The 18,318-nt window shown below is 71.1% G+C and carries 23 protein-coding genes; all 23 read right to left on the minus strand.

Features of this window, described 5'->3' with window-relative positions:
* Position 1: 1 nt before the first annotated feature.
* Positions 2-2,044, minus strand: coding sequence for a terminase gpA endonuclease subunit (locus tag F563_RS0106910; protein WP_019013926.1), 2,043 nt, complete (start codon positions 2,042-2,044; stop codon positions 2-4).
* Between the two features lie 16 nt (positions 2,045-2,060).
* Complete coding sequence (locus F563_RS21860; RefSeq protein ID WP_019013927.1) at positions 2,061-2,573, minus strand: hypothetical protein; 513 nt, start codon at positions 2,571-2,573, stop codon at positions 2,061-2,063.
* Positions 2,574-2,734: 161 nt separating this feature from the next.
* Positions 2,735-2,956, minus strand: coding sequence for a hypothetical protein (locus tag F563_RS0106920; protein WP_156825093.1), 222 nt, complete (start codon positions 2,954-2,956; stop codon positions 2,735-2,737).
* A gap of 158 nt (positions 2,957-3,114) precedes the next feature.
* On the minus strand, positions 3,115-3,318 hold the full coding sequence (locus F563_RS0106925; protein WP_019013929.1) for a hypothetical protein: 204 nt from the start codon (positions 3,316-3,318) through the stop codon (positions 3,115-3,117).
* Positions 3,319-3,329: 11 nt separating this feature from the next.
* On the minus strand, positions 3,330-4,208 hold the full coding sequence (locus F563_RS25320; RefSeq protein WP_019013930.1) for a DUF3489 domain-containing protein: 879 nt from the start codon (positions 4,206-4,208) through the stop codon (positions 3,330-3,332).
* Between the two features lie 102 nt (positions 4,209-4,310).
* Positions 4,311-4,493 (minus strand): hypothetical protein, encoded by a 183-nt coding sequence (locus F563_RS0106935; RefSeq protein WP_019013931.1) that lies wholly within the window; start codon positions 4,491-4,493, stop codon positions 4,311-4,313.
* Between the two features lie 13 nt (positions 4,494-4,506).
* Positions 4,507-4,833, minus strand: a complete 327-nt coding sequence (locus F563_RS0106940) for a hypothetical protein (protein ID WP_019013932.1) — start codon at positions 4,831-4,833, stop codon at positions 4,507-4,509.
* Between the two features lie 76 nt (positions 4,834-4,909).
* Positions 4,910-6,175: a site-specific DNA-methyltransferase gene (locus tag F563_RS0106945; protein ID WP_019013933.1), complete on the minus strand. Its 1,266-nt coding sequence runs from the start codon at positions 6,173-6,175 to the stop codon at positions 4,910-4,912.
* The gene (locus F563_RS0106950; protein ID WP_051089347.1) at positions 6,165-7,607 is read right to left on the minus strand and encodes a site-specific DNA-methyltransferase; all 1,443 of its coding nucleotides are present in this window, start codon (positions 7,605-7,607) and stop codon (positions 6,165-6,167) included. The genes F563_RS0106945 and F563_RS0106950 overlap by 11 nt, the downstream gene beginning before the upstream one ends.
* 528 nt (positions 7,608-8,135) lie before the next feature.
* Positions 8,136-8,447, minus strand: coding sequence for an HU family DNA-binding protein (locus F563_RS0106955; RefSeq protein ID WP_019013935.1), 312 nt, complete (start codon positions 8,445-8,447; stop codon positions 8,136-8,138).
* A gap of 54 nt (positions 8,448-8,501) precedes the next feature.
* On the minus strand, positions 8,502-9,056 hold the full coding sequence (locus F563_RS0106960) for a DUF6456 domain-containing protein (protein ID WP_019013936.1): 555 nt from the start codon (positions 9,054-9,056) through the stop codon (positions 8,502-8,504).
* The gene (locus F563_RS0106965) at positions 9,046-9,264 is read right to left on the minus strand and encodes a hypothetical protein (protein WP_019013937.1); all 219 of its coding nucleotides are present in this window, start codon (positions 9,262-9,264) and stop codon (positions 9,046-9,048) included. The genes F563_RS0106960 and F563_RS0106965 overlap by 11 nt, the downstream gene beginning before the upstream one ends.
* Positions 9,264-9,809: a crossover junction endodeoxyribonuclease RuvC gene (locus F563_RS0106970; protein ID WP_019013938.1), complete on the minus strand. Its 546-nt coding sequence runs from the start codon at positions 9,807-9,809 to the stop codon at positions 9,264-9,266. Before F563_RS0106970 ends, F563_RS0106965 begins: the two co-directional genes overlap by 1 nt.
* A gap of 129 nt (positions 9,810-9,938) precedes the next feature.
* Positions 9,939-12,659, minus strand: a complete 2,721-nt coding sequence (locus F563_RS0106975; protein ID WP_245557107.1) for a DUF7146 domain-containing protein — start codon at positions 12,657-12,659, stop codon at positions 9,939-9,941.
* 181 nt (positions 12,660-12,840) lie between these two features.
* Complete coding sequence (locus F563_RS0106980) at positions 12,841-14,121, minus strand: ATP-dependent DNA helicase (protein WP_019013940.1); 1,281 nt, start codon at positions 14,119-14,121, stop codon at positions 12,841-12,843.
* Positions 14,118-14,894 (minus strand): hypothetical protein, encoded by a 777-nt coding sequence (locus F563_RS25095; protein WP_019013941.1) that lies wholly within the window; start codon positions 14,892-14,894, stop codon positions 14,118-14,120. The genes F563_RS0106980 and F563_RS25095 overlap by 4 nt, the downstream gene beginning before the upstream one ends.
* Positions 14,895-14,901: 7 nt before the next feature.
* The gene (locus F563_RS25540; protein ID WP_019013942.1) at positions 14,902-15,312 is read right to left on the minus strand and encodes a DUF6511 domain-containing protein; all 411 of its coding nucleotides are present in this window, start codon (positions 15,310-15,312) and stop codon (positions 14,902-14,904) included.
* A gap of 52 nt (positions 15,313-15,364) precedes the next feature.
* Positions 15,365-16,093, minus strand: coding sequence for a hypothetical protein (locus F563_RS0106995; protein WP_019013943.1), 729 nt, complete (start codon positions 16,091-16,093; stop codon positions 15,365-15,367).
* A gap of 2 nt (positions 16,094-16,095) precedes the next feature.
* Entirely contained in the window at positions 16,096-16,929 is an 834-nt protein-coding gene (locus F563_RS0107000; protein ID WP_019013944.1) for an ATP-binding protein, read from the minus strand.
* Complete coding sequence (locus F563_RS0107005) at positions 16,929-17,459, minus strand: hypothetical protein (RefSeq protein ID WP_019013945.1); 531 nt, start codon at positions 17,457-17,459, stop codon at positions 16,929-16,931. Before F563_RS0107005 ends, F563_RS0107000 begins: the two co-directional genes overlap by 1 nt.
* Entirely contained in the window at positions 17,456-17,827 is a 372-nt protein-coding gene (locus F563_RS21870) for a hypothetical protein (protein ID WP_019013946.1), read from the minus strand. Before F563_RS21870 ends, F563_RS0107005 begins: the two co-directional genes overlap by 4 nt.
* Positions 17,824-18,030 (minus strand): helix-turn-helix transcriptional regulator, encoded by a 207-nt coding sequence (locus F563_RS24360; protein WP_026299391.1) that lies wholly within the window; start codon positions 18,028-18,030, stop codon positions 17,824-17,826. Before F563_RS24360 ends, F563_RS21870 begins: the two co-directional genes overlap by 4 nt.
* Positions 18,027-18,248, minus strand: coding sequence for a hypothetical protein (locus tag F563_RS0107020; protein WP_019013948.1), 222 nt, complete (start codon positions 18,246-18,248; stop codon positions 18,027-18,029). Before F563_RS0107020 ends, F563_RS24360 begins: the two co-directional genes overlap by 4 nt.
* Positions 18,249-18,318: the final 70 nt, after the last annotated feature.

Consider the following 18,318-nt stretch of genomic DNA (forward strand, 5'->3'; position numbering starts at 1 on the left):
CTCAGCGCAGATAGGACGGGGTGAACACGCGCCGGCCGCGCAGCACACGACGGCGGAGCATGCCGGCAGAGGGCGGCACGGGATCGCCGGCATCCGGCTGTTTGGATGCCACTGGTGCTGGCATGTCATCGCCGTCACTGGGCGCGACCGGGTCCCCATCGCGCGAGCGCGATGACGGGTCCCCGTCGCGGCTTGCCGCGACGGGAGCCCGGAGCCCGACCTGCGCTTCGAGATCACGCCAGGTCGCCTCGGTCCAACGGTCGGCGCCGGCGATCCACGCCGCAGCACGCGCATACACGCGGCAGTCGAGGACCTCGTTCCGCTCCCTCAGCTTCTGCCACTCGAGCCGGGCGAAGCCGCGCTTGGTGCGCACGCTCACCAGCTGCTCCGCCACCAGCTGCTTCACCCACTCCGCTTCCATGCCGCGCGGCAGGTGCACGTAGCCGGCCGGGTACACGATCCCGGCCGCGATCTCCTCATCGGTGGGACGGCCGAGCCGCAGGAAGCGATACGTCTCGCTCTTGAAGGTGGCGACGGCGACAGTCCAGAGCCGCGCACCGCGGCGCAGCTTGCGCCCGCCCTCGGTCACATCGACGTAGCTCGGCCCGACGATCGGCGCGGCGCGGTTGAACCCGTCCACGCCCTTCACCGGCACCACCTGGGCATGCCCGGCACGGCGCGCCCAGGCATACACCGCCGGCGCCTCGTAGCCGGTGTCGATGGCAAGCTTCGCCAATCCAAGCCGTGCCCCGCTGGCGTGCGACCAGGTGCGGCCGAGCAGCGCGGTCAGGCTCGCCCAGGTGCCGGCGTGACGGGACCCCATCGAACTCTGTTCGATGGGAGCCCGATCGGGGCCCCCGTCGATGATGACGTGATCGACGAACCAGCTCTCGAGGCCGCGCCCCCAGGCCCAGATCGAGACCTCGATCCGGTCGCGCTGCACGTCGGCGCCGGCGGTGAGGAACAGCGCGCCCGCCGGCACGATGCCGATCGGCCAATCCTCGCGGCGCTCATACAGCCGCTGCCAGTCCGGCGCGTCGCCGCTCTCCTGCCAGGTCTCGCCCAGCACTGTGTTCTTGAACGTCTTCAGATCCTCGGGCTTGCCCTGCGCGGCCTCCCAATCGCGCGCGATCTGCTCCCATGACAGCCACCCGACCGGGGAGTAGAGCGCCGAGATGTGGAAGCCGACCGTGTGCGGATCCTCAGCCACGGCGGTCGCGCGCCACTCGCCGCGCGCGAGCATCGCCGTCTTGTGGTGCTCCTCGACCGCGCCGTCGCAGGTCTCGCAGCGATACGCGACCGAGCGCGGCTCTCCCTTCTCCCACCGCAGCCGCTCGAAGGTCAGGACCTGCATCGTCCCGCACTGCGGGCACGGCACGAAGAAGCGGCGCTGGTCGGAGGCGAGGTACTCGCGCTCGATGCGCGACAGCCCGGCGATGGTCGGCGTCGAGACCAGGAAGGTCTTGCGCCGCCAGCCGAAGGTGCGCGCCCGCGCCTCGGCGAGCGCGATCGGATCACCCTCGCCCTCGACGTCGCCCGGATAGGCGTCGATCTCGTCGAGGAACAGGAACCGCGCCGTCATCGAGCGCAGGCCCACGGCGCTGTTCGCCCCAGTCATCACCAGGATGCCGCCGGGGAACTCCTTGGAGAGCAGCGTGTTGCCGCTGTCGCGGGCGCGCGCCGGGGCGACCCGCTCGCGCAGCACCGGCGTCTCCTCGATCAGCGGGTTGATGCGCTGGCGCGAGAACCGCTTCGCCAGCTCGACGGTCGGCTGCACCGCCAGCACGGGTGCCGGCACGTGGTGCAGGATGTAGCCCAGCCAGTTGTTTCCCCCCTCCGTGCCGCCCGTCTGCGCCCCCTTCATGAACACCACGCGGCGGGCGGGATGCACCGCCGAGAGCGCGTCCATGATCGCGCCCAGATACGGCGTGCGGCTGGTGCGCCAGGGGCCCGGTTCCGACGAGGCGCGGCTGCCGAGGATGCGGTGCCGTTCGGCCCACTCCGAGACCGTGAGCTGCGGCGGCGGGCGCAGCATCGCGCCCATGCGCCGCTGCACATGCTCACGGCTCCGCGCTCCGATCTCCGAGGCCTGGGGGATCGAAGCGATCGGCGGCCTCCGTCAGCAACTCGGTGATGTGCTGCTGCAGGATGGTCTGCAGCAGGTGCGGATCGACGCCGAGCTCGGCCGCGATCACGCCGGCCACGCGCGCGGGCCAGTTCAGCAGCGCATCGCGCATCGCCCCGGCGACCTCATCGATCGTCGCATCCGCCTCGGCGACGTCGACCAGCCGGCGCTTGCTCTCGTCGAGCGCGAGGCGCTGCGCCTCGACCTTCAGCGCGAGCTGCGCGACCTTCAGCCGCGCGAACGGCGTGCCGTCCGCGGACGCACTGCCGGCCAGCGGTGAGCGGCTCGGGTCCGCGGTCTCGACCAGGCGGCGGCGGGTCTTGTCGATGTCCCACTGGCCGTCCGGCTCGCGCACGATGCGCCCGGCACTTTCGGCCTTGCGCAGCGCGGTCTCGGTGACGCCGATGCGGCGCGCCGCCTCACGCGTCGACGGGGTCAACTCAGGCATGGCGGCCACTCGGTTCCCATCGCGGCAGGCCGCGATGGGGCCCGCCTCCGCCGCACGCGGTGATGGACGAGGATGCTGCTGGCGAGAGTCGAGAGGCGGATGGGACGATGCGCCGATCACACCGCCGCCCGCGATCGGCAAGCGGCGGCGCGGTCAGGCGATCAGGACGGGCGACGGCCGAGATGCTGATGGATCGCGCGCTGGATCACGTCCTCGTCGGTCTCGCCGGGCAGCCGCTTGGCCTGCAGCGCGTCCCAGGTGTCCTGCTCGATCGGCACCAGCCAGGTGCCGTCGGCCTGGCGCTGCCCGGTCGGGCGGAACGTGCCGATCGCCAGGCGGGCGAGCGCAGTGTAGGTCGCGTCGGTCATGCGGATCAGCGGCATTCGGACCTCCATCACGGCGAGGGCCATTCCTCGCCGTGACGGACCCTTCGCGCTGGGGCGGCGCACAGCCAAGTTGAGTGCGCGCTCATAACATTGCGTTCTCGCCGAACGCAGCACCGCCGCCCGCGGTGTGCGAGCGGCGGCGTGGGTGCGGAGGGTCAGGCCTCGGTCAGGGTGGAGACGAACTCCGCCTGGCCGACGCGGTTGCCGTCGCTGTCGTGCAGCGGGCGCGGCCAGGCGCCGGCGAAGCCGAGCCGGTCGAGATCCTCCGCGAGGGCGCGCAGGATGCGCGCGACCTCCGCGGTCGGGCTCGCCATGAAGGCCGCGCCGTCGGTGCGGATGCGCAGGACGAACGCGCTCATCGTCCGCGACCTCAACCGGCCACCCGGTACACCGAGTACGACCCCTTGGCACCCTCCTTGTTGGGGCCGACCTGGCGCACCCGGTCGAGCACCTCGACGGTGATGCCCTTGCGCTTCAGTCCGGCGAGGAAGCCGCGCACGGTATGCGACTGCCAGCCGGTGGCGTCGATGATCTGCGCGATCGTCGCGCCCTCCGCACGGCGCAGCAGGGCGAGCACCGCCTCCTGCTTCGTGCCCGCGCGCGGCGCGCGCGGTGCGCCGGGCTCGCGACGGGTGCGCGCGGCGCCGGCGAGGGCGACACGCAGCGCCTCCATCGGCCCTTCCAGGGCGGCGACGATATCCGTCTCGCGGTTCCCCTCGTCGTTCCACGCGTCCAGCACCGCCTGGGCGGCGGCGCGGAGGCCGCCCCGCGGTGGCGCCGTCGTGGCCGCAGGGCGCGCCGCCGTGTCCGGCGCGGGGGTGGTCGCCTCCTCCCCCACGTCCGCGCCCGTGGGCGGCGTGTCGGCCTCGTCGGGCGGGTTGTTGTCCGGGCCGTCGATCAGGAAGGGATCGACGCCCGCGCGCACGTCCTTCGGCACATCCTCGCCGTAGGGCGAGTCATCATCGACGCCGATCGCGGCGAGCCCGGACCGGGTGATCGCGTACTCGGTCAGCCCGAGCTCCGTCTTCACCTGCAGCACCTCGGGGTCCGGGGAGACGCCGGTCAATTCGGCGAGCAGGCCGCGCTTCACCAGCGCGGCACACACCTTCTGCAGCGACGCGCCGGGCAGCCGCTTGTGCTTCGCCGGGACCCCATCGCGGCTTGCCGCGATGGGCACCCGGGGCACCAGCTTGTCCTGGCGGGACGCGGCGGCGCTCAGCACCAGCAACTGAGTATCGGAGAGGGTCATCGTTCGGGGCTCCTGGTTCGGGGAGCGGCCCCATGCCGCCCCCTACGGCCCCGAGCCCCGGCGGGCGGAACCCGCGCGGGGCGGTGGTCGAGGAGGCGCGCGTCAGGCGGCGGCGAACTCGCGGACCAGGCGCCAGTCCTCCGGCGGTGCCTGCCGCCCGAGCCGCCACGCCGCCAGGCACCGGTAGCCGGCGTCCATCACCGCCCGGTCGCCGGCATCGCGCGCCCGCGCGATCACCTCGCGCGTGAGCCCCGCGCGGAGCGTCTGGTGGTGGATCGTGATCATCGCCCCCCTCCGCTCAGCGCTGCGCCTGCGCCTCGGCCAGCCTGAGGCGCACCGCCATCGGGCAGCGCTGCGCCTGCGCCTCGGCCAGGCTGAGGTGCACCGTCACCGGACGATGCTGCGCCCGCCGCGTGATCTGGCGCGCGGGGTGGACGTGGTAGATCACGGTGTCGCCCTCGATGCCGGCGATCCGGCAGATCCGCCCGCGCGCCTTGATCTGGGTCGGAATCTCGAGCGTCGCGCAGAGCCGCCCGAGGGCCACGAAATCGACCTTGCCGTCCGCGGTGCGCGGCGTCGTGGGCGTGCTGGTCGTGGTCTGCGGGCTCGTGTCGGTGTTGGTCATGGCACCCTCCGGTTGGTGCGCGACCATTCGCGCTGGGCCGCGCCCGAGCCAAGCGCGCCACGCGCTCATGCCATTGCTATGTTCGCAGGGTCTCGATCACATCATGATCGGCGCCGCGCGCGGCCGCGACGTCGGCGAAGACCCGGTCCTCGCCCGCCAGCACCGCGGCCTCGCCCGTCGCCTCCTGCCAGCGCCGCACGATCACGTCGGCATAGGCCGGATCGATCTCGAGCAGCACCGCTCGACGACCGGTGCGCTCGGCCGCGATCATGGTCGTGCCCGAGCCGCCGAACGGATCCAGCACCGTGTCGCGCGGCTTGCTGCTGTTGCGGATCGCCCGCTCCACCAGCGCCACCGGCTTCATGGTCGGATGCAGGTCGTTGCGCACCGGCTTGTCGTAGTGCCAGACGTTGCCCTGGTCGCGCGCGCCGCACCAGTAGTGCTGCGCCCCGCGCCGCCAGCCGTAGAGCATCGCCTCGAACTGCTGGTGGTAGTCGGCGCGCCCGAGCGCGAAGGTGTTCTTCGCCCAGATGATCGTGCTCGACCACTTGCCGCCCGCCTCCTGCCAGGCGCGGTGCAGGGTCGGCCACTCCGACGAGGACATGCACACGTAGCAGGCGCCCTTGGTCAGCTGCAGCATGTTGGCCAGCGCCGGGCGGAGGAAGTCGAGGAAGCTGGCACCGAGTGCGTCGTTGGCGATGGTCATCCTGGCGGCCGTGCCGCCCTCGTAGGCCACATTGTAGGGAGGGTCTGTCCAGGCCATGTCGGCAAGCGAACGATCGCCGAGCGCACGCTGCACATCGGCGAGCACCGTGGCGTCTCCGCAGAGCAGCCGGTGCTCGCCGCAGCGCCAGAGGTCGCCCGCCCGGGTGACCGGCACCGCGGGAGGCGGCGGGGCCTCGTCGGCGTCCCCGTCGAACCCATCCTCCGCCGCGGCGAGCAGCCGGTCGAGCTCCATGCCGGAGAAGCCGAGCACGTCGAGATCGACCGCCGCCTCGTCGCGGATGCGCGCGATCTCGGCGGCGAGCAGGGCCTCGTCCCAGCCGGAGTTGAGCGCGATCTGGTTGTCGGCGAGACGGAGTGCCCGCGCCTGCGCCGGCGAGAGATGCCCGAGCCGCAGCGCGGGCACGGTGGTGAGGCCAAGCCGGCGCGCCGCCATCACCCGGCCATGGCCGGCGATCAGCACGCCGCCGGCATCGACCAGCACCGGGTTGACGAAGCCGAACTCGGCGATCGAGGCGGCGATCTGCGCCACCTGCGCCGCCGAGTGCGTGCGGGCGTTCTCCGCGTAGGGCAGCACCCGGTCGAGCGGGATGCTCTCGACCTGGAGGCTAGGCTGCATCGGCCAGAGCCCCGGCGCGCTCTGCGGCCACCGCGCCGTACTCGCGCCCGTCGCCCGCGAGCGTGACCGGCAGATCGGGATGCAGCATGCGCCAGCGGGCGAGCGCGAGATCGACGTACTCGGGCGCGAGCTCGACCGCCCGCACGCGGCGCCCGGTGCGCTGCCCCGCGAGGAGCGTCGTGCCCGAGCCGGAGAACGGCTCGAACACCACCTCTCCCTCGTCCGTGTAGGCGCGCATCAGGAACTCCGGCAGCGCCACCGGAAACACCGCCGGATGCTCGGTCTCGATCCCGCGCGCCTTGTGCCGGGTGATCCGCAGCACGCTGTCGGGGATGCGCATCTCCTGCACCGGCAGGCCGGCATGCGTGTAGGGCTTCACCGTGCCATCGGCATCGCGCAGGCCGCTGCCCTTGTTCGGCGTGCCGGCCCACTTGCAGGGCACGATCTTGTTCGCCTGCCGCGCCGTGCGGTTGAGGTGGAACACCAGCTCGAAGGCCGGTGCGAGCCGGCCGTTCCAGTCGCCCGGCAGGCCCGGCCCCTGGTCCCAGGCGTAGAGCGCGAAGCGGCGCCAGCCCTGGGCGCGCATCCACTCGAGCCAGCCACGCCAGTACGGCACCCACTCGCCATCGCGATGGATCAGGCCGAGGTTCACCAGCACCTGGGCGTCATCCGCCATGGCGGTTGGCAGGTGGCGGAACACGCCCTGCATCAGGGCGTCCCAATCGGAGACCCCACCGATGGTGTACTCGCGCTGGCTGCCATAGGGCGGCGAGGTGAACAGCAGCGCTGCCCGGTCGTCGGCTATCACGCGCGCCACGCTCGCCGCGTCCGTGCTGTCGCCGCACAGCAGCCGATGCTCGCCGAGCAGCCAGAGATCGCCCGACCGCGTCACGGATTGACGTGGCGCCTCCGGCTCGGCGTCCGCCGGGTCGTCCTCCTCGGTCCCCGCTGCGCCGTCGTCACCCTCCCGGACCGCGGGCGCCGACAGGGCCCCGGGCGCGTCGCCGTCGGTCACGGCCTCGCCAGCCGCCGCGAGGATGTCGTCGAGCTCCGCGGCCGAGAAGCCGAGCGCAGCGAGGTCGAGGTCCGGCGCCGCCTGCACTGCGGCCAGCGCCTCGCGCAGCAACGCCTGGTCCCAGGTCGCGTTCTCGGCGATGCGATTGTCCGCGAGCCGCAGCGCCTCCTTCTGCGCCGCCGAGAGATGCTTGAGCACGATCACCGGCACCCGCGCGATGCCGAGCGCGAGCGCCGCTTCGAGGCGGCCATGCCCCGCGATCAGCGTGCCGTGCTCGTCCACCAGCAGCGGGTTGGTGAAGCCGAAGGCCAGCATGCTGGCCTTGATCTGCTCGATCTGCGCCGCGCTGTGCACCCGCGCATTGCCGGGATGCGCGCGCAGTTCCGCCACCGGGCGCAGCACGATCTTCGCTGCCATCCAGGGGAGCTGCATCGGCACCATCCAGGCTGTGAAGGAGTGCGAACCACGTGCGAACCATGGCGGCCGCAGGTGCGAACCATGCGGCCCATGGTTCGCAGCTAACCGATTGAGATCACGCGGAAAGAGTGCGAACTGCGAACCATATTTTCAGACTGGCGCTAGGCCCGTCCGGCGCGCCCGCCCCCGGCATAAGGAACGGTGCCAGAAGGAACCATGTTTTCTGCGGCTTATCGAGCCGTCCGTTCCGCTATCGTCTCTCGCCGTTCGTTCCGCGCTCCGAAGCGTCCAATGTTTCTGCGGCTTTCCGCCGATCGGTCGTTGCCGCTCCAACACGCGGGACTACGCTCATCAGAGTCCCGCACCCGATCCGTGCGCCCGCAGGCGCGACTTCACCGAGTAGCGACAGAGTACGAGATGTGAGTTTCACTCGACAACACGACATTCTTTCGCACGAGCACGTTTCTCTTCGCTCGCGAAGGATGATCGGGCGTCGCCACGCTGACGACGCCCGTGCCCGGACTCGTGTCAGCCCTTCGCCGCCTTGCGCTTCGCCTTCTTCGCGCCAGCGAGTGCCGCCGCCTTCAGCGCAGGGCTCGCCTTGAACCGCACCGTCGCGCCCGCCTTCACCTGCACCTTCTCGCCCGTGCGCGGATTGCGCCGCGTGCCCTTCGGCGTCTCGCGCACCACGAACGCGCCGAAGCCGGGAATGGTGAACCGGCCGCTCGTGATGATCTCGTCGGTGATCGCGGTGATGATGGCATCGGCGAGGTGCCCGGCCGTGGCCTTCGGCATCTCGGTCGTGTCGACGATCACGTCGGTGAGGAACTGCTTCGACATACGCTCGATTCTCCGTTACGGGGGCGCGAGGCATAGCCGAGCCGGCTGACGTTGTCAGCCAGCCAATCTGCGCTCGATCCGGCGCATCAGGCCGTAATGTGCGGCGAGCACGGCGAGTGCGGCGACCAGCATCCCCTGCGCCTGCGAGGTCGGCACGGGCCGGCCGCCCCAGCCCTGGCGCATCGCCCACTCGCGCACCGAGCTCTCGCAGCCGACCACGTGCCAGATACAGGAGCCGGCGGGGCTGCCGGCGCCACCGAGAGCCGCGAGGGCACAGGCGACGCGCTGACGGGCGGCTGCCTGGTGCTCGGCGACGCTCTCGCCCGTGCTGCCCGGCAGGCGGATCAGCGACCGCGCCCGCAGCGGATCGAGCGAGGCGAGCCGGAACTGCGTGCGGAAGATGCAGCCCGCCTCGTGCATCTCCGGCGTGATGGTCGCGTTGGCGAGCATCTGGCCGAGCGTGTCGATCGCGCGCCGCACGGCGACGGGCGTGCCGGTCTCGGGATCGGCGATGCGCTGCGGCTCGCTGACCGCGCCGTGCTGCAGCCGCCACGGCGTCGGCTCGTCGAGGCGCGGCGGGCGTGCGGCCTGCTTCTGCCTACGCGCCATGACGACCTCCCCGCGCGCCCCAGCGTTTCGTCGCTTCGTTGATCAGCGCCTGGCGCAGCCACGGGTCGGTGATGTCGTCGATCGCGAGCGAGACCACGCCCTGCTCGCGCCAGGCACGCCGGCGCAGCGCGTCGAGCTCGGTGGGTGTGGTCGGGCTCGCCGCACGATGCAGGCACGAGCGCGGCGGCATCGGCGCACCGGGCAGCATTATGCGTGCCCTCCCTGGCTCTGGATGGCCCAGAGCAGCAGCGCGATGGCGTCCGCCTCGTTGTCGTCGGCAGGAGCGAAGCCGCGGGCGCGGATCGCCGCGATCATCGCCGCCTTGTCCGCGTTGCCGCGGCCGGTGGCGAAGCGCTTGATCGTGCCGACCGGCACGCCCTCGTAAGGCACGCCGCGCTGCTCGCACCAGGCAGTGAGCGTGGCGAGGAAGCCGCCGTAGACGTGTGAGCTGTCCGTGCTCACGTGCGCGCGGACCTCCTCGAACACGACACGCTCCAGACCGCGGACGAGTCGGGTCACCTCCCCGAGCCAGTGCTGGAAGCGCAGATAGCGCATGCCGCCGCCTTCGAACCGGCTCGGCTTGAAGGTCATGGTGCCGGAGGTGATGCCGCCGTCGCGGGAGCGCAGCGCCCAGCCGGTAGTTGTGCCGAGATCGAGCGCGAGCACGGCGCGGTGTGCGAGTGCCAGCGGCAGCGGGATCGCAGCACTGCCGCTTGCGTCGGGCGCGGGCGGAGTCAGAGTCGTGAGAGCCATGATGGTCTCCGAGAGGGGATCGTGGTGGTGAGGGCGGCGACGGCGCGGTTCTTGGCGGAGCTCGCCGTCGCTGCCCGGCTGAGGGGTGAGGCGGATCGTCTGGTGGCCCGGTGCTCGGTGGGCGCAGCATCACGGCACCCCGTCGAGCCAGTGGGGCTGCTGGGGGTCTTTGGGGGGTCCTGAACGAAGTCCCCCAGAAGTCCCCCCGCCGCAAACCAAGGCATTTCCTGAGGTTTGGGGGACTTGGGGGTCTTGGGGGTCTTTTTCCGTGTCTTCTTCACGCGCGCACGCGCGCGCACACGCATAAGGGTCAGAAAAAGTCCCCCAGGTCCCCCAAGTCCCCCCAACGCAAGGATTTCCCTGGGCTTCCGCGATGGGGGACTTCGCGGAGAAGTCCCCCCGGGAGGCATCAAGTCCCCCCTCGCGCGGATCAGCAGACGGCTCGAGACGCCAGCGCTGTGAGTTGTGCACCATGCCCGCGCTGCGCAGGTGAACAAGGCGCTCACCGACACGGAAGGCGCGATCACGCAGCTTCCGCAGCGCCATCCCAAGCGCGACCCTCATGCCGTGGTCCGCCTTCGCGCTGATCGGCAGGGCGGGTTCGGCGGCCTGCGCGAAGCCGACAAGGTCGCTCACGCTGACGTCCGCGCTGCCGAAGCGATCCCACCACGTCTGAACGAAGCCGCTCCACGCGCTGCCCTCCTTGTCGGAGGCCTGCATCACCTCGTCGAGGTTGGCGAGGAAGCCGTCGACACCGGCGACCTCGAGAATGCCGCCGATCACCTGCGACCAGGCCTCGAAGGAGCCGATCGAGCGCGCGCCACGGGGACGGCCGGCGGCGATCCAGGCCTGGCAGAGCGTGAGGCACGCTGCGACCAGTGCGCCGCGGTTGGCCTGCACCCAGGCGATCAGGCTCGGATGGCGGAACCCGTCACGCCGCCAGGGCTGCTCGACCCGCGCATCGAGCCGGATCCGCACCAGCCTGCGCGCGATCTCGTTCGAGAAGCTCGGGTTGTTGCCGGTCGCCACCCAGACGCAGCGGATCGGCAGGCGCGCCATGTTCGAGCCGCCGAGCACGCGATCCTCCCAGATCGGTGCCGTCAGCGCCGCCGCGAGGGCCGAGCTGTCGAGCTCCTGGCGCAGATTGTCGATCAGCAGCAGTGGCGGCAGCTGACGCAGCTTGGCGGTCAGCCGCTTGCGCCATTCGTCCTCGTCGCGCCCTTCGGTCATCACCGGTGCACCTGCGCCGGTCAGCACCGTGGCAATGGCATCCACCATCAGCGTCGCGCCGGTTCCCGGCGTGGGCTTCTCGATCAGGTGCAGCGGCGTGGGCCCGTCGATCATCGCGCGGACGAAGCCGAGCAGCAGCAGCGCCAGGGCATGCGCTCGCTCTGCCGCGGCGACGAACGGGAAATCGCCGAGCAGGTCGTCGAGCAGCAGGGAGCGTGCGGCGGCAATCGCTTCGGCTGTCGGGCGCTCGGCGACCGATCCCAATACGAAGCCGGGTATCGGGTGGTAGAGCAGGCGTGCATCGGGATGGTAGCCGGCGGTGGTGAGCAGCGCGCCGCTGCGGCCGAACGCCGGTGCGGTGACGATGCCGCTCAGCACCGGCAGCGCCGGGTTGGGCGTGGCAAGCAGGTTCTTCACCACGTCGGCGGGCGGCGGCATCGGGATCGCCTCGCCCTTCGGATTGATGCGGCACCACCGCGCGATGCGCGCCAACATGTACCGCAGACGCTCATCACGGATGGCGACCGGTACCGGCCGGCCATCGTCGTCCGGGACGACCCAGGTCGGATGACCGCCGACGAGGAAGAGCCAGGGCGATGCGTTGGAGGTGTAGAGCAGATCCCAGGCCATCCGCGTCGCGCGCTTGAGGTCTCCGTCATCCGCGCGCATCGTGGGAAGCTGCCCGCTCGGCTCGACGAAGCCCATGGGCACGTGCCGGCCGCTCGCTGCTGGCTGCGGCGGTTGTCTCGGCGCACCGTTGCCGCTGCGCATCGCGGCATCCACGAGGTCCGCGATCGCCTCCGGACCATGACGGCGGAGCATGTCGTTGAAGTCGTCGCCCTGATCGGGCGGCAGGGCGATCGCGACCTCGCGCCCTTCCAGGCGCAGCTTCGCGGCCGCGGCTTCGGCGGCGCGTAGGCCAGCGCCGGAGACGTCGTGGTCGGCGAGGATGATGACGCGCCGCGCCTCGGGCGGTAGCTGGACCTGCTCAATCCCGGTGGTGGAGAGTGCGGCCCAGACCGGCAGACCGCTGCACGCCGCCATCACGGCGAGCCCGGTCTCGATCCCTTCGCAGATGCCGAGCACGCCGGATGGGCCGAGCGGAGCGAGCCGCACCGCGCCGCCGGTGGGCTTGCCCAGCAGCATGCGCGGCTTCGATAAGCCCGCCTTGCTGGCGCGCGCGGGATCGGCGCCATCGACCGCGAGATAGGTCCGGTGCAGAGCGACGATGCTGCCCGCGCGATCGCGCACCACGCCGAGCATGGCCTCGAAGCCGCGGCGCGTCTCCCAATGCGTCAGGTCCGGATGGAACAGCAGATCGGCCTCGGGCGGCGGTGCGAGCCCACGACCGCGGAGATACGCCTCGGCGGCGGTGCCCGCGATCGGCACGGCGCCGGAGAGGATGTGCTCGATCTCGCGCTGCGGATCGCGCTCGGCACGCGGCGGCTGAGCTGGCTCCTGGCGTGCCGGCGCTTCGCCGGTCCAGCCGGTCATCCCAGCCGCATGGGCGAACAGCGCGCGATCGGCCAAGCCGGTGCCGTGCGCCAGTGTGGACAGCGGACCACCGCCATCGCCGCCGTCGAAGTCGTGCCAGTCGCCGGCGTGTTCGCCGCGCAGCATGATGACGCAGGAGCCGGCGCGGCGCGGCGGCGCGCCCTGGATGTTGGCGAGGCGCCATTCATCGCCCTGCCGCCGTCCGCGCGGGAACAGCTCCGCCACCCAGACGTGCGCGGTGGCGCGCAGCCGCCGGACGATCTCGTCGAGGTCGTAGCGGACCGGGCACGGAGGGACGTCGTTCAGGTCAATCAAGGATGACCAGCCCCTGCTCGGCGCGCGTGATCGCGGTGTAGAGCCAGCGCGCCTGCTCCTCGGCCGAGCGGCCGAAGCCCTCGTCGAAGACGATCACGTTCTGCCACTGGCTTCCCTGAGCCTTGTGACATGTGATGGCGTAACCCCAGGAGGTTTCGATCAGACCGCGCATCTCGCGCCAATCCCGGCGCAGCCGGTCGGCGTCGTAGGTGACGTGATCGTCGTAGTGGCCCTTGTAGAAGCGATGCCGACCGCCGATGGCGACGCCGTCCTCGGTCGTGGCAGTGGCCCTGAAGGTGAGCTCGTCCTCGTCCTGGATGTCGCTGAGCGAGACGAACATGCCGTTGATCAGGCCGAGGTCGTGGCGGTTCTTCAGGCAGATCACCTTCTCGCCACGCCCGCCAGGGTACGCATCCGCGAATCCTGCTGCGGCCTTCATGCGGTTGTTGAGCCAGCGCCGTGTCGCATTGCGCGCGCAGATCACCTGGCCGCCGCGCAGCATCTGCTGCGGATCCACTGCCTGGCGCGGCATCTTCCAGACGAACGCATCGTGCTCGCCGTGACCGATGGGCTCGCCCTGGCGTGCCTTGGTGGCGAGACGAACGATCGCGCTCTCGCCGGCCTGGCGGTGGATCTCGGTGAGCATCACGTCCGGCCGATCGCGGGTGAACGCACCGTCGCCCTCGATCGGCGGCAGCTGGCCGGGATCGCCCAGCACCAGGATCGGCTTGCCGAAGGCCAGCAGGTCGCGCGCCATCTCGGCGCCGACCATCGAGACCTCGTCGAGCACCAGCAGTGCGGCGTCGCGCAGGATCGAGCGGTCGTTGAGCAGGAAGCGCGGCTCGTGGATGTGTGCGAGGCGCAGCTCGAGCCGGCGGACCTGGATCTCGGCGAACTGCCGCTCCGCCTCGCCCATGCGCCAGAGCCCAGCCTTCAGCGCGGCGAGCTCTGCCTCGACCCGAGCGATCTCCTCCGGCGTCGCCTCGGAGACGGTGTAGATGAGCGAGTGAATGGTTGAGGCCGGCGTGCCCTTGCGCGTCATCACCAGCGCGGCCTTGCCGGTATAGGCGGCGAACAGCACACCCGGCGCGCCGCCGTCCCGTGGCATCGCCTCGAGGCCGAGCTGGTCGATCACGAACCGCACGATCGTGCTCTTGCCGCAGCCGGCATAGCCGAACAGGCGAAACACCTGCTGCTGATCGCGGCGGTGGCGGTACCACTCGACGATCGCGCGGATCGCATTGGCCTGTTGCGGTGACTGGGTGAAGCTCATGCGTCGTGTTCCCAGCATCGTTGCGCGTAGGGGCAGAGGCGGCAGAGGTGGAAGTCGCGGTGGGCGGCGATGCGGGGCGGCAACTCGCCGGCATCGACTGCGATCAGGATGTCGACGGCACGATCGGAGAGGCGCTGCGCCTCCTGCGGCTCGAACGGCACGACCTCGTGGTGCAGCGCGAGCGTGTCGCGGTTGAGCGCCGTGACCAGCGCGACGTCGAGGTCGAGATAGGCCATGTAGAGCTGCACCTGGGCGAAGTAGACCGGCTTGGCGGCGCGCAGCCCGTGCTTCACCAGGTCGTTCCAGGAGCGTGCGCCGAGCGCCTTGTGCTCGAACAGGGCCGGCCAGCGGATGCCGATCTCGGGACCGCCGACGATCACGCCGTCCGCGTGGCCGCGCAGTCGGCCACCAGCAGCCGAGAAGCCGAACGGCTCGCCGTCCGGGCCGCGGTCGCGCAGGTCGAAGCCGGCACTGCGCAGCCAGCGGATGGTCAGTGCCTCGAACTGATGGCCAGCGTCGAAGACGCGCAGGATCGGACCGTCGAACTCCTGGCCCTCGTCCTTCGGCGTGTGCGCGAGCTCGTAGGCGAGCCGCCGCGTGCACGGCTCGCCGATGCGGCTGCCGCCGAGGTAGTCACGCGGGCGCTGGCGGCGGTTGCGCTCGACCAGGGCGGCGTCGAGATGCGCGTTGATGCGGGCGGTGACGTCGCCACCGCTGTCGCGCAGCACTGCACCGTAGACGTGGCCGGAGCCGCGATTGAGGTCGAGCAGCATTGCGTCCCTAAAACGGGATCTCATGATCGAGCGGGTCGCGCTTCTCGGCCTGGCGCTGCATCGAGGCCTGGAACCCATCGACGCAGGCCTCGATGATCCGGTCGATCTCGGCGGCCGAACGCTCGGCGAACGGGGCGAGCAGGCCGAGCTCCTGCAGCGCTTCGGCGAACGGACGGCGCGCGTCCTTGATCGCCTGCGCCTCCATGGCGGTCTTGTCGATCACGCCGCCACCCCGCTCGGCGAGCGTGCCGCCAGCCTCGCAGCACGCCATGGAGCAGAACCGGTAGACTGGCGCATCGCCAACCTGGAGCCGATGGATGTAGCCGAAGCCGCGCGCCTCGCGGCCGCACAGTGTGCAAATGCGGCGCGCCGACCATTCCGCATGCGAGAGCGGGCGTGCGGGGCGCCGGTCGCCCACCGCAACGCGGTGGGGCCCCGATCGCGCCCGCCTTGCACGCGCCATCGCCGCATCAGCCGTTCAGCCACGCGGGGCCGGTGGTCGGCTTCGGCGCCGCAGGCGGCGGTGCCGCGGGCGCCGGAGCAGACGACGCGGGCGGCGCCCATGCGGGTGGTGTGGCCGCAGGTCGCGCCTGCGGCGTTCCCCAAGACGGCGCCGGCGCCTGCGGCGCGGCGGCCTTCCGCGCGGGCCGGTGCGACGGCTGCGGCGGCACGGTCTCGCCCGCCATGATGCGCGCGTACTCGGGCTCGCCCGGCAGTACGACGCGATCCAGCCGGTTGGTATCGCCGTAGTCCGGGTTGGTGCTCGGCTCGACCCGGATCTTCGCCGCAAACGTGATGCCGTGCAGATCGCGCAGACCCCTGAGCTTGCGCTTCGCCTTCGCCGCCTCGCTCATATCCTGGGGATCGAGCCCGAGCGCGCTGTCCACCATCGCCCGGAACATCCCCTTCGAGATCTTCCAGCCGATCGAGACCCCGTGCTCGTCGACCTTGCCACCCTGCACCGTGAACTGCTGCCAGAACTTGCGCCGCGCATGCGGGCCGGAGACCACCGTGAACTCGGTGTCGAGCGCGCGCACGTCGCTGCCCGGTGTGTTCGAGAGCTTCAACAGGCCGCGGTCGAGCTCGCCCTCGCCATCGGCACCCCCCGGGCGCAGCGCCATCGTCACCTTGGCGAAGCTGCCGTCGGGGATCAGGTCGGAACTGCGCGGCAGCTCGGCATCGTTCAGGTCGAACGTCATGATCACCTCCGTGTGGCGTTGATCTTGCGAAGCAGGGCGGCGAGATCGGGCGGCTCGGTCTCGGCCAGGCGGCCGGAGCGGTCCTTCGCCGGCAGGCCGAAGCGGTTGGCCGCGGTGCAGACCAGCCGGCGTGTCGTGCCGTGCTCGGGGTCGTGGCGCAGCGCGCCGTCGGGATCGGTCGAGAACAGCGCCATGGTGATCACCTGGTCGACGATCCCCGGCAGCTCACGGCCGGCCTTGCCGCCCTCCATCTGCGGCTGCCAGGTCACCCGGCCGAACTCGTCGGCGACGCGTTCGAGGATGCCGACCATGATCACGGTCTTGCCCGGCGCGTGTTGCAGGTGCTTGAGCAGGCCGATCACCTCGCGCGCCATCAGGCCGTAGGCGCCGCGCGTGTCCGGCCGGCCGGTCTTCTCCGAGAACGCCTCCGGCCGGGTCTTCGCCCACGCCATAGCCTGGCGCGTGAGGTCGGTGATGCTGTCGAGGAAGATCGTGGTCTTGCCGGCAATCAGCCGGACGAGCTCGGGATGCGCGGCGACCAGGTGCTGGTGGTGCGCGGCCGAGAAGAACCCATTCGGATCGGCCGCCGGGTTCACCCCGCCGATCAGGCAGGCGAGGTCGATCGCATCCTCGAAGCAGCGGACCGGGATGCTGTCGCCCGGCCAGTCCTGCACGGATTTCATGCCGGCCTCGAGATCGACGCACAGCGTGGTCTCGTGCGGCAGCGTCCTGAGCAACGTCGTCTTGCCCACGCCGCTCGGGCCGAACAGCGCGATGGTGGTCTTGTTGGTCGCCTCGGAAAGCCGCTCGTCGGCCGTGACGATGCGCAGCGCCATCAGCCTACTCCCTGCGCGGTGACGACGTGCGGGCTATCCCGCCGCTCGATCTCGGAAAGGATGCTGAGCTTGAAGCTCGGCTTGCCGGTGCGGATCGTGCGCGCGGGCTCGAAGGCGGTGCGGATGCGCTCGGGCCAAGCGGCATAGGCACGTTCCGAGACACGGTAGCTGAGCTCGACGTACTCCGCCGGATCCTCGCCGCTCGCGCGGATGCGCTCGACCAGGGCGGCGAGCTGCGCCTGATCCCACTCAACCTTCTTGGGAAGGTCCGCGACGATCTCGACCTCGCCGTCCGAGAGCCGGATCGTGCCGGTGTCCTTGCCGGCAGCGCGGCGTGCCTCGGCGGCGCGGTCCGCGTAGCGGCGCGCGATCACGCCCTCGATCCAGTCCTGCGTCCGCTTCGCTGCCTCGACCGCCTCGCGCGCATCCTGCTGCAGAAGCGCGAGATGCTCCGCGGGAAGCGCGAGCAGATCGCCGATGGGGGTGTGCCGAACGCTCTCCAGCGTCGGGCGATTGGGACGCACGATCATGCAATGCTCCTGTTGAGGGTCGGGTCATGAGGGAGCGGATGCGCGACCGGCTCCGGACGGCGACCCGCGCGATCGCGTTCGGGGGATCGCGCGATGGCGATGTAGCGATAGCGGTAGGCAGTGAGGCGCTGCTGCACGAGGTGCAGAAAGCCCTCCTCGGCGAGGCTGAGCACCAGTCGACCAAGCCGCGCCAGCCGACGGCGGTCGCGCTCGCCGAGCCCTGAACCCAGCGACCAGGTGTCACGCGCGAGATAGCCGTCCCAATACGTGAGGCGCTGGCCCGGCGCCGACCGCACGACCCAGGCGATCAGCTGTGCCTCGTCCATCGGACGCCCGTGCAGCACGGCAGGCGCGACCGCTTCGGTCATCGCTGCACCACTGCCGGCAGCGGCGTGCGCAGCTGCGCGCGTTCGAACGCCTCGACGTCATCGAACCGGTAGACGATCCGACCACCCAGCTTGAGGAACACCGGACCTCGACCAGTGGACCGCCACCGCTCCAGTGTGCGCGGGCTGAGCTGCCAGCGACGCGCGAGCTGCACCTGGCTCAGGTGCGCAGGACGCTCGCTCATCGCGCGCGCTCCGATGCGGCGCGCGGTACTGCACCGAGCGACTCGATGTAGGCGAGCACGCGATCAGCGGTCGCAAGCGATGGCGAGCGACCGCGCCGCAGTTCGCGCACGAAGCCGGGATCGCCGACCGCGGCGCGGCCGAACTCGCTCGGCTTCAGACGATGGAAGCGGATCGCGGTTTCGACGCGGCTGAGGAAGTCGGGGGTGTAGCGCTGCATGGCGGCGGGATGAAAGCCGCCGATAGGATATTGGTCAAAGGGAAAAGGTAGGCTATTTCCTACATCGCCA

The organism is Elioraea tepidiphila DSM 17972 (assembly GCF_000378465.1).
GTDB classification, from domain to species: Bacteria; Pseudomonadota; Alphaproteobacteria; order Acetobacterales; family Acetobacteraceae; genus Elioraea; species Elioraea tepidiphila.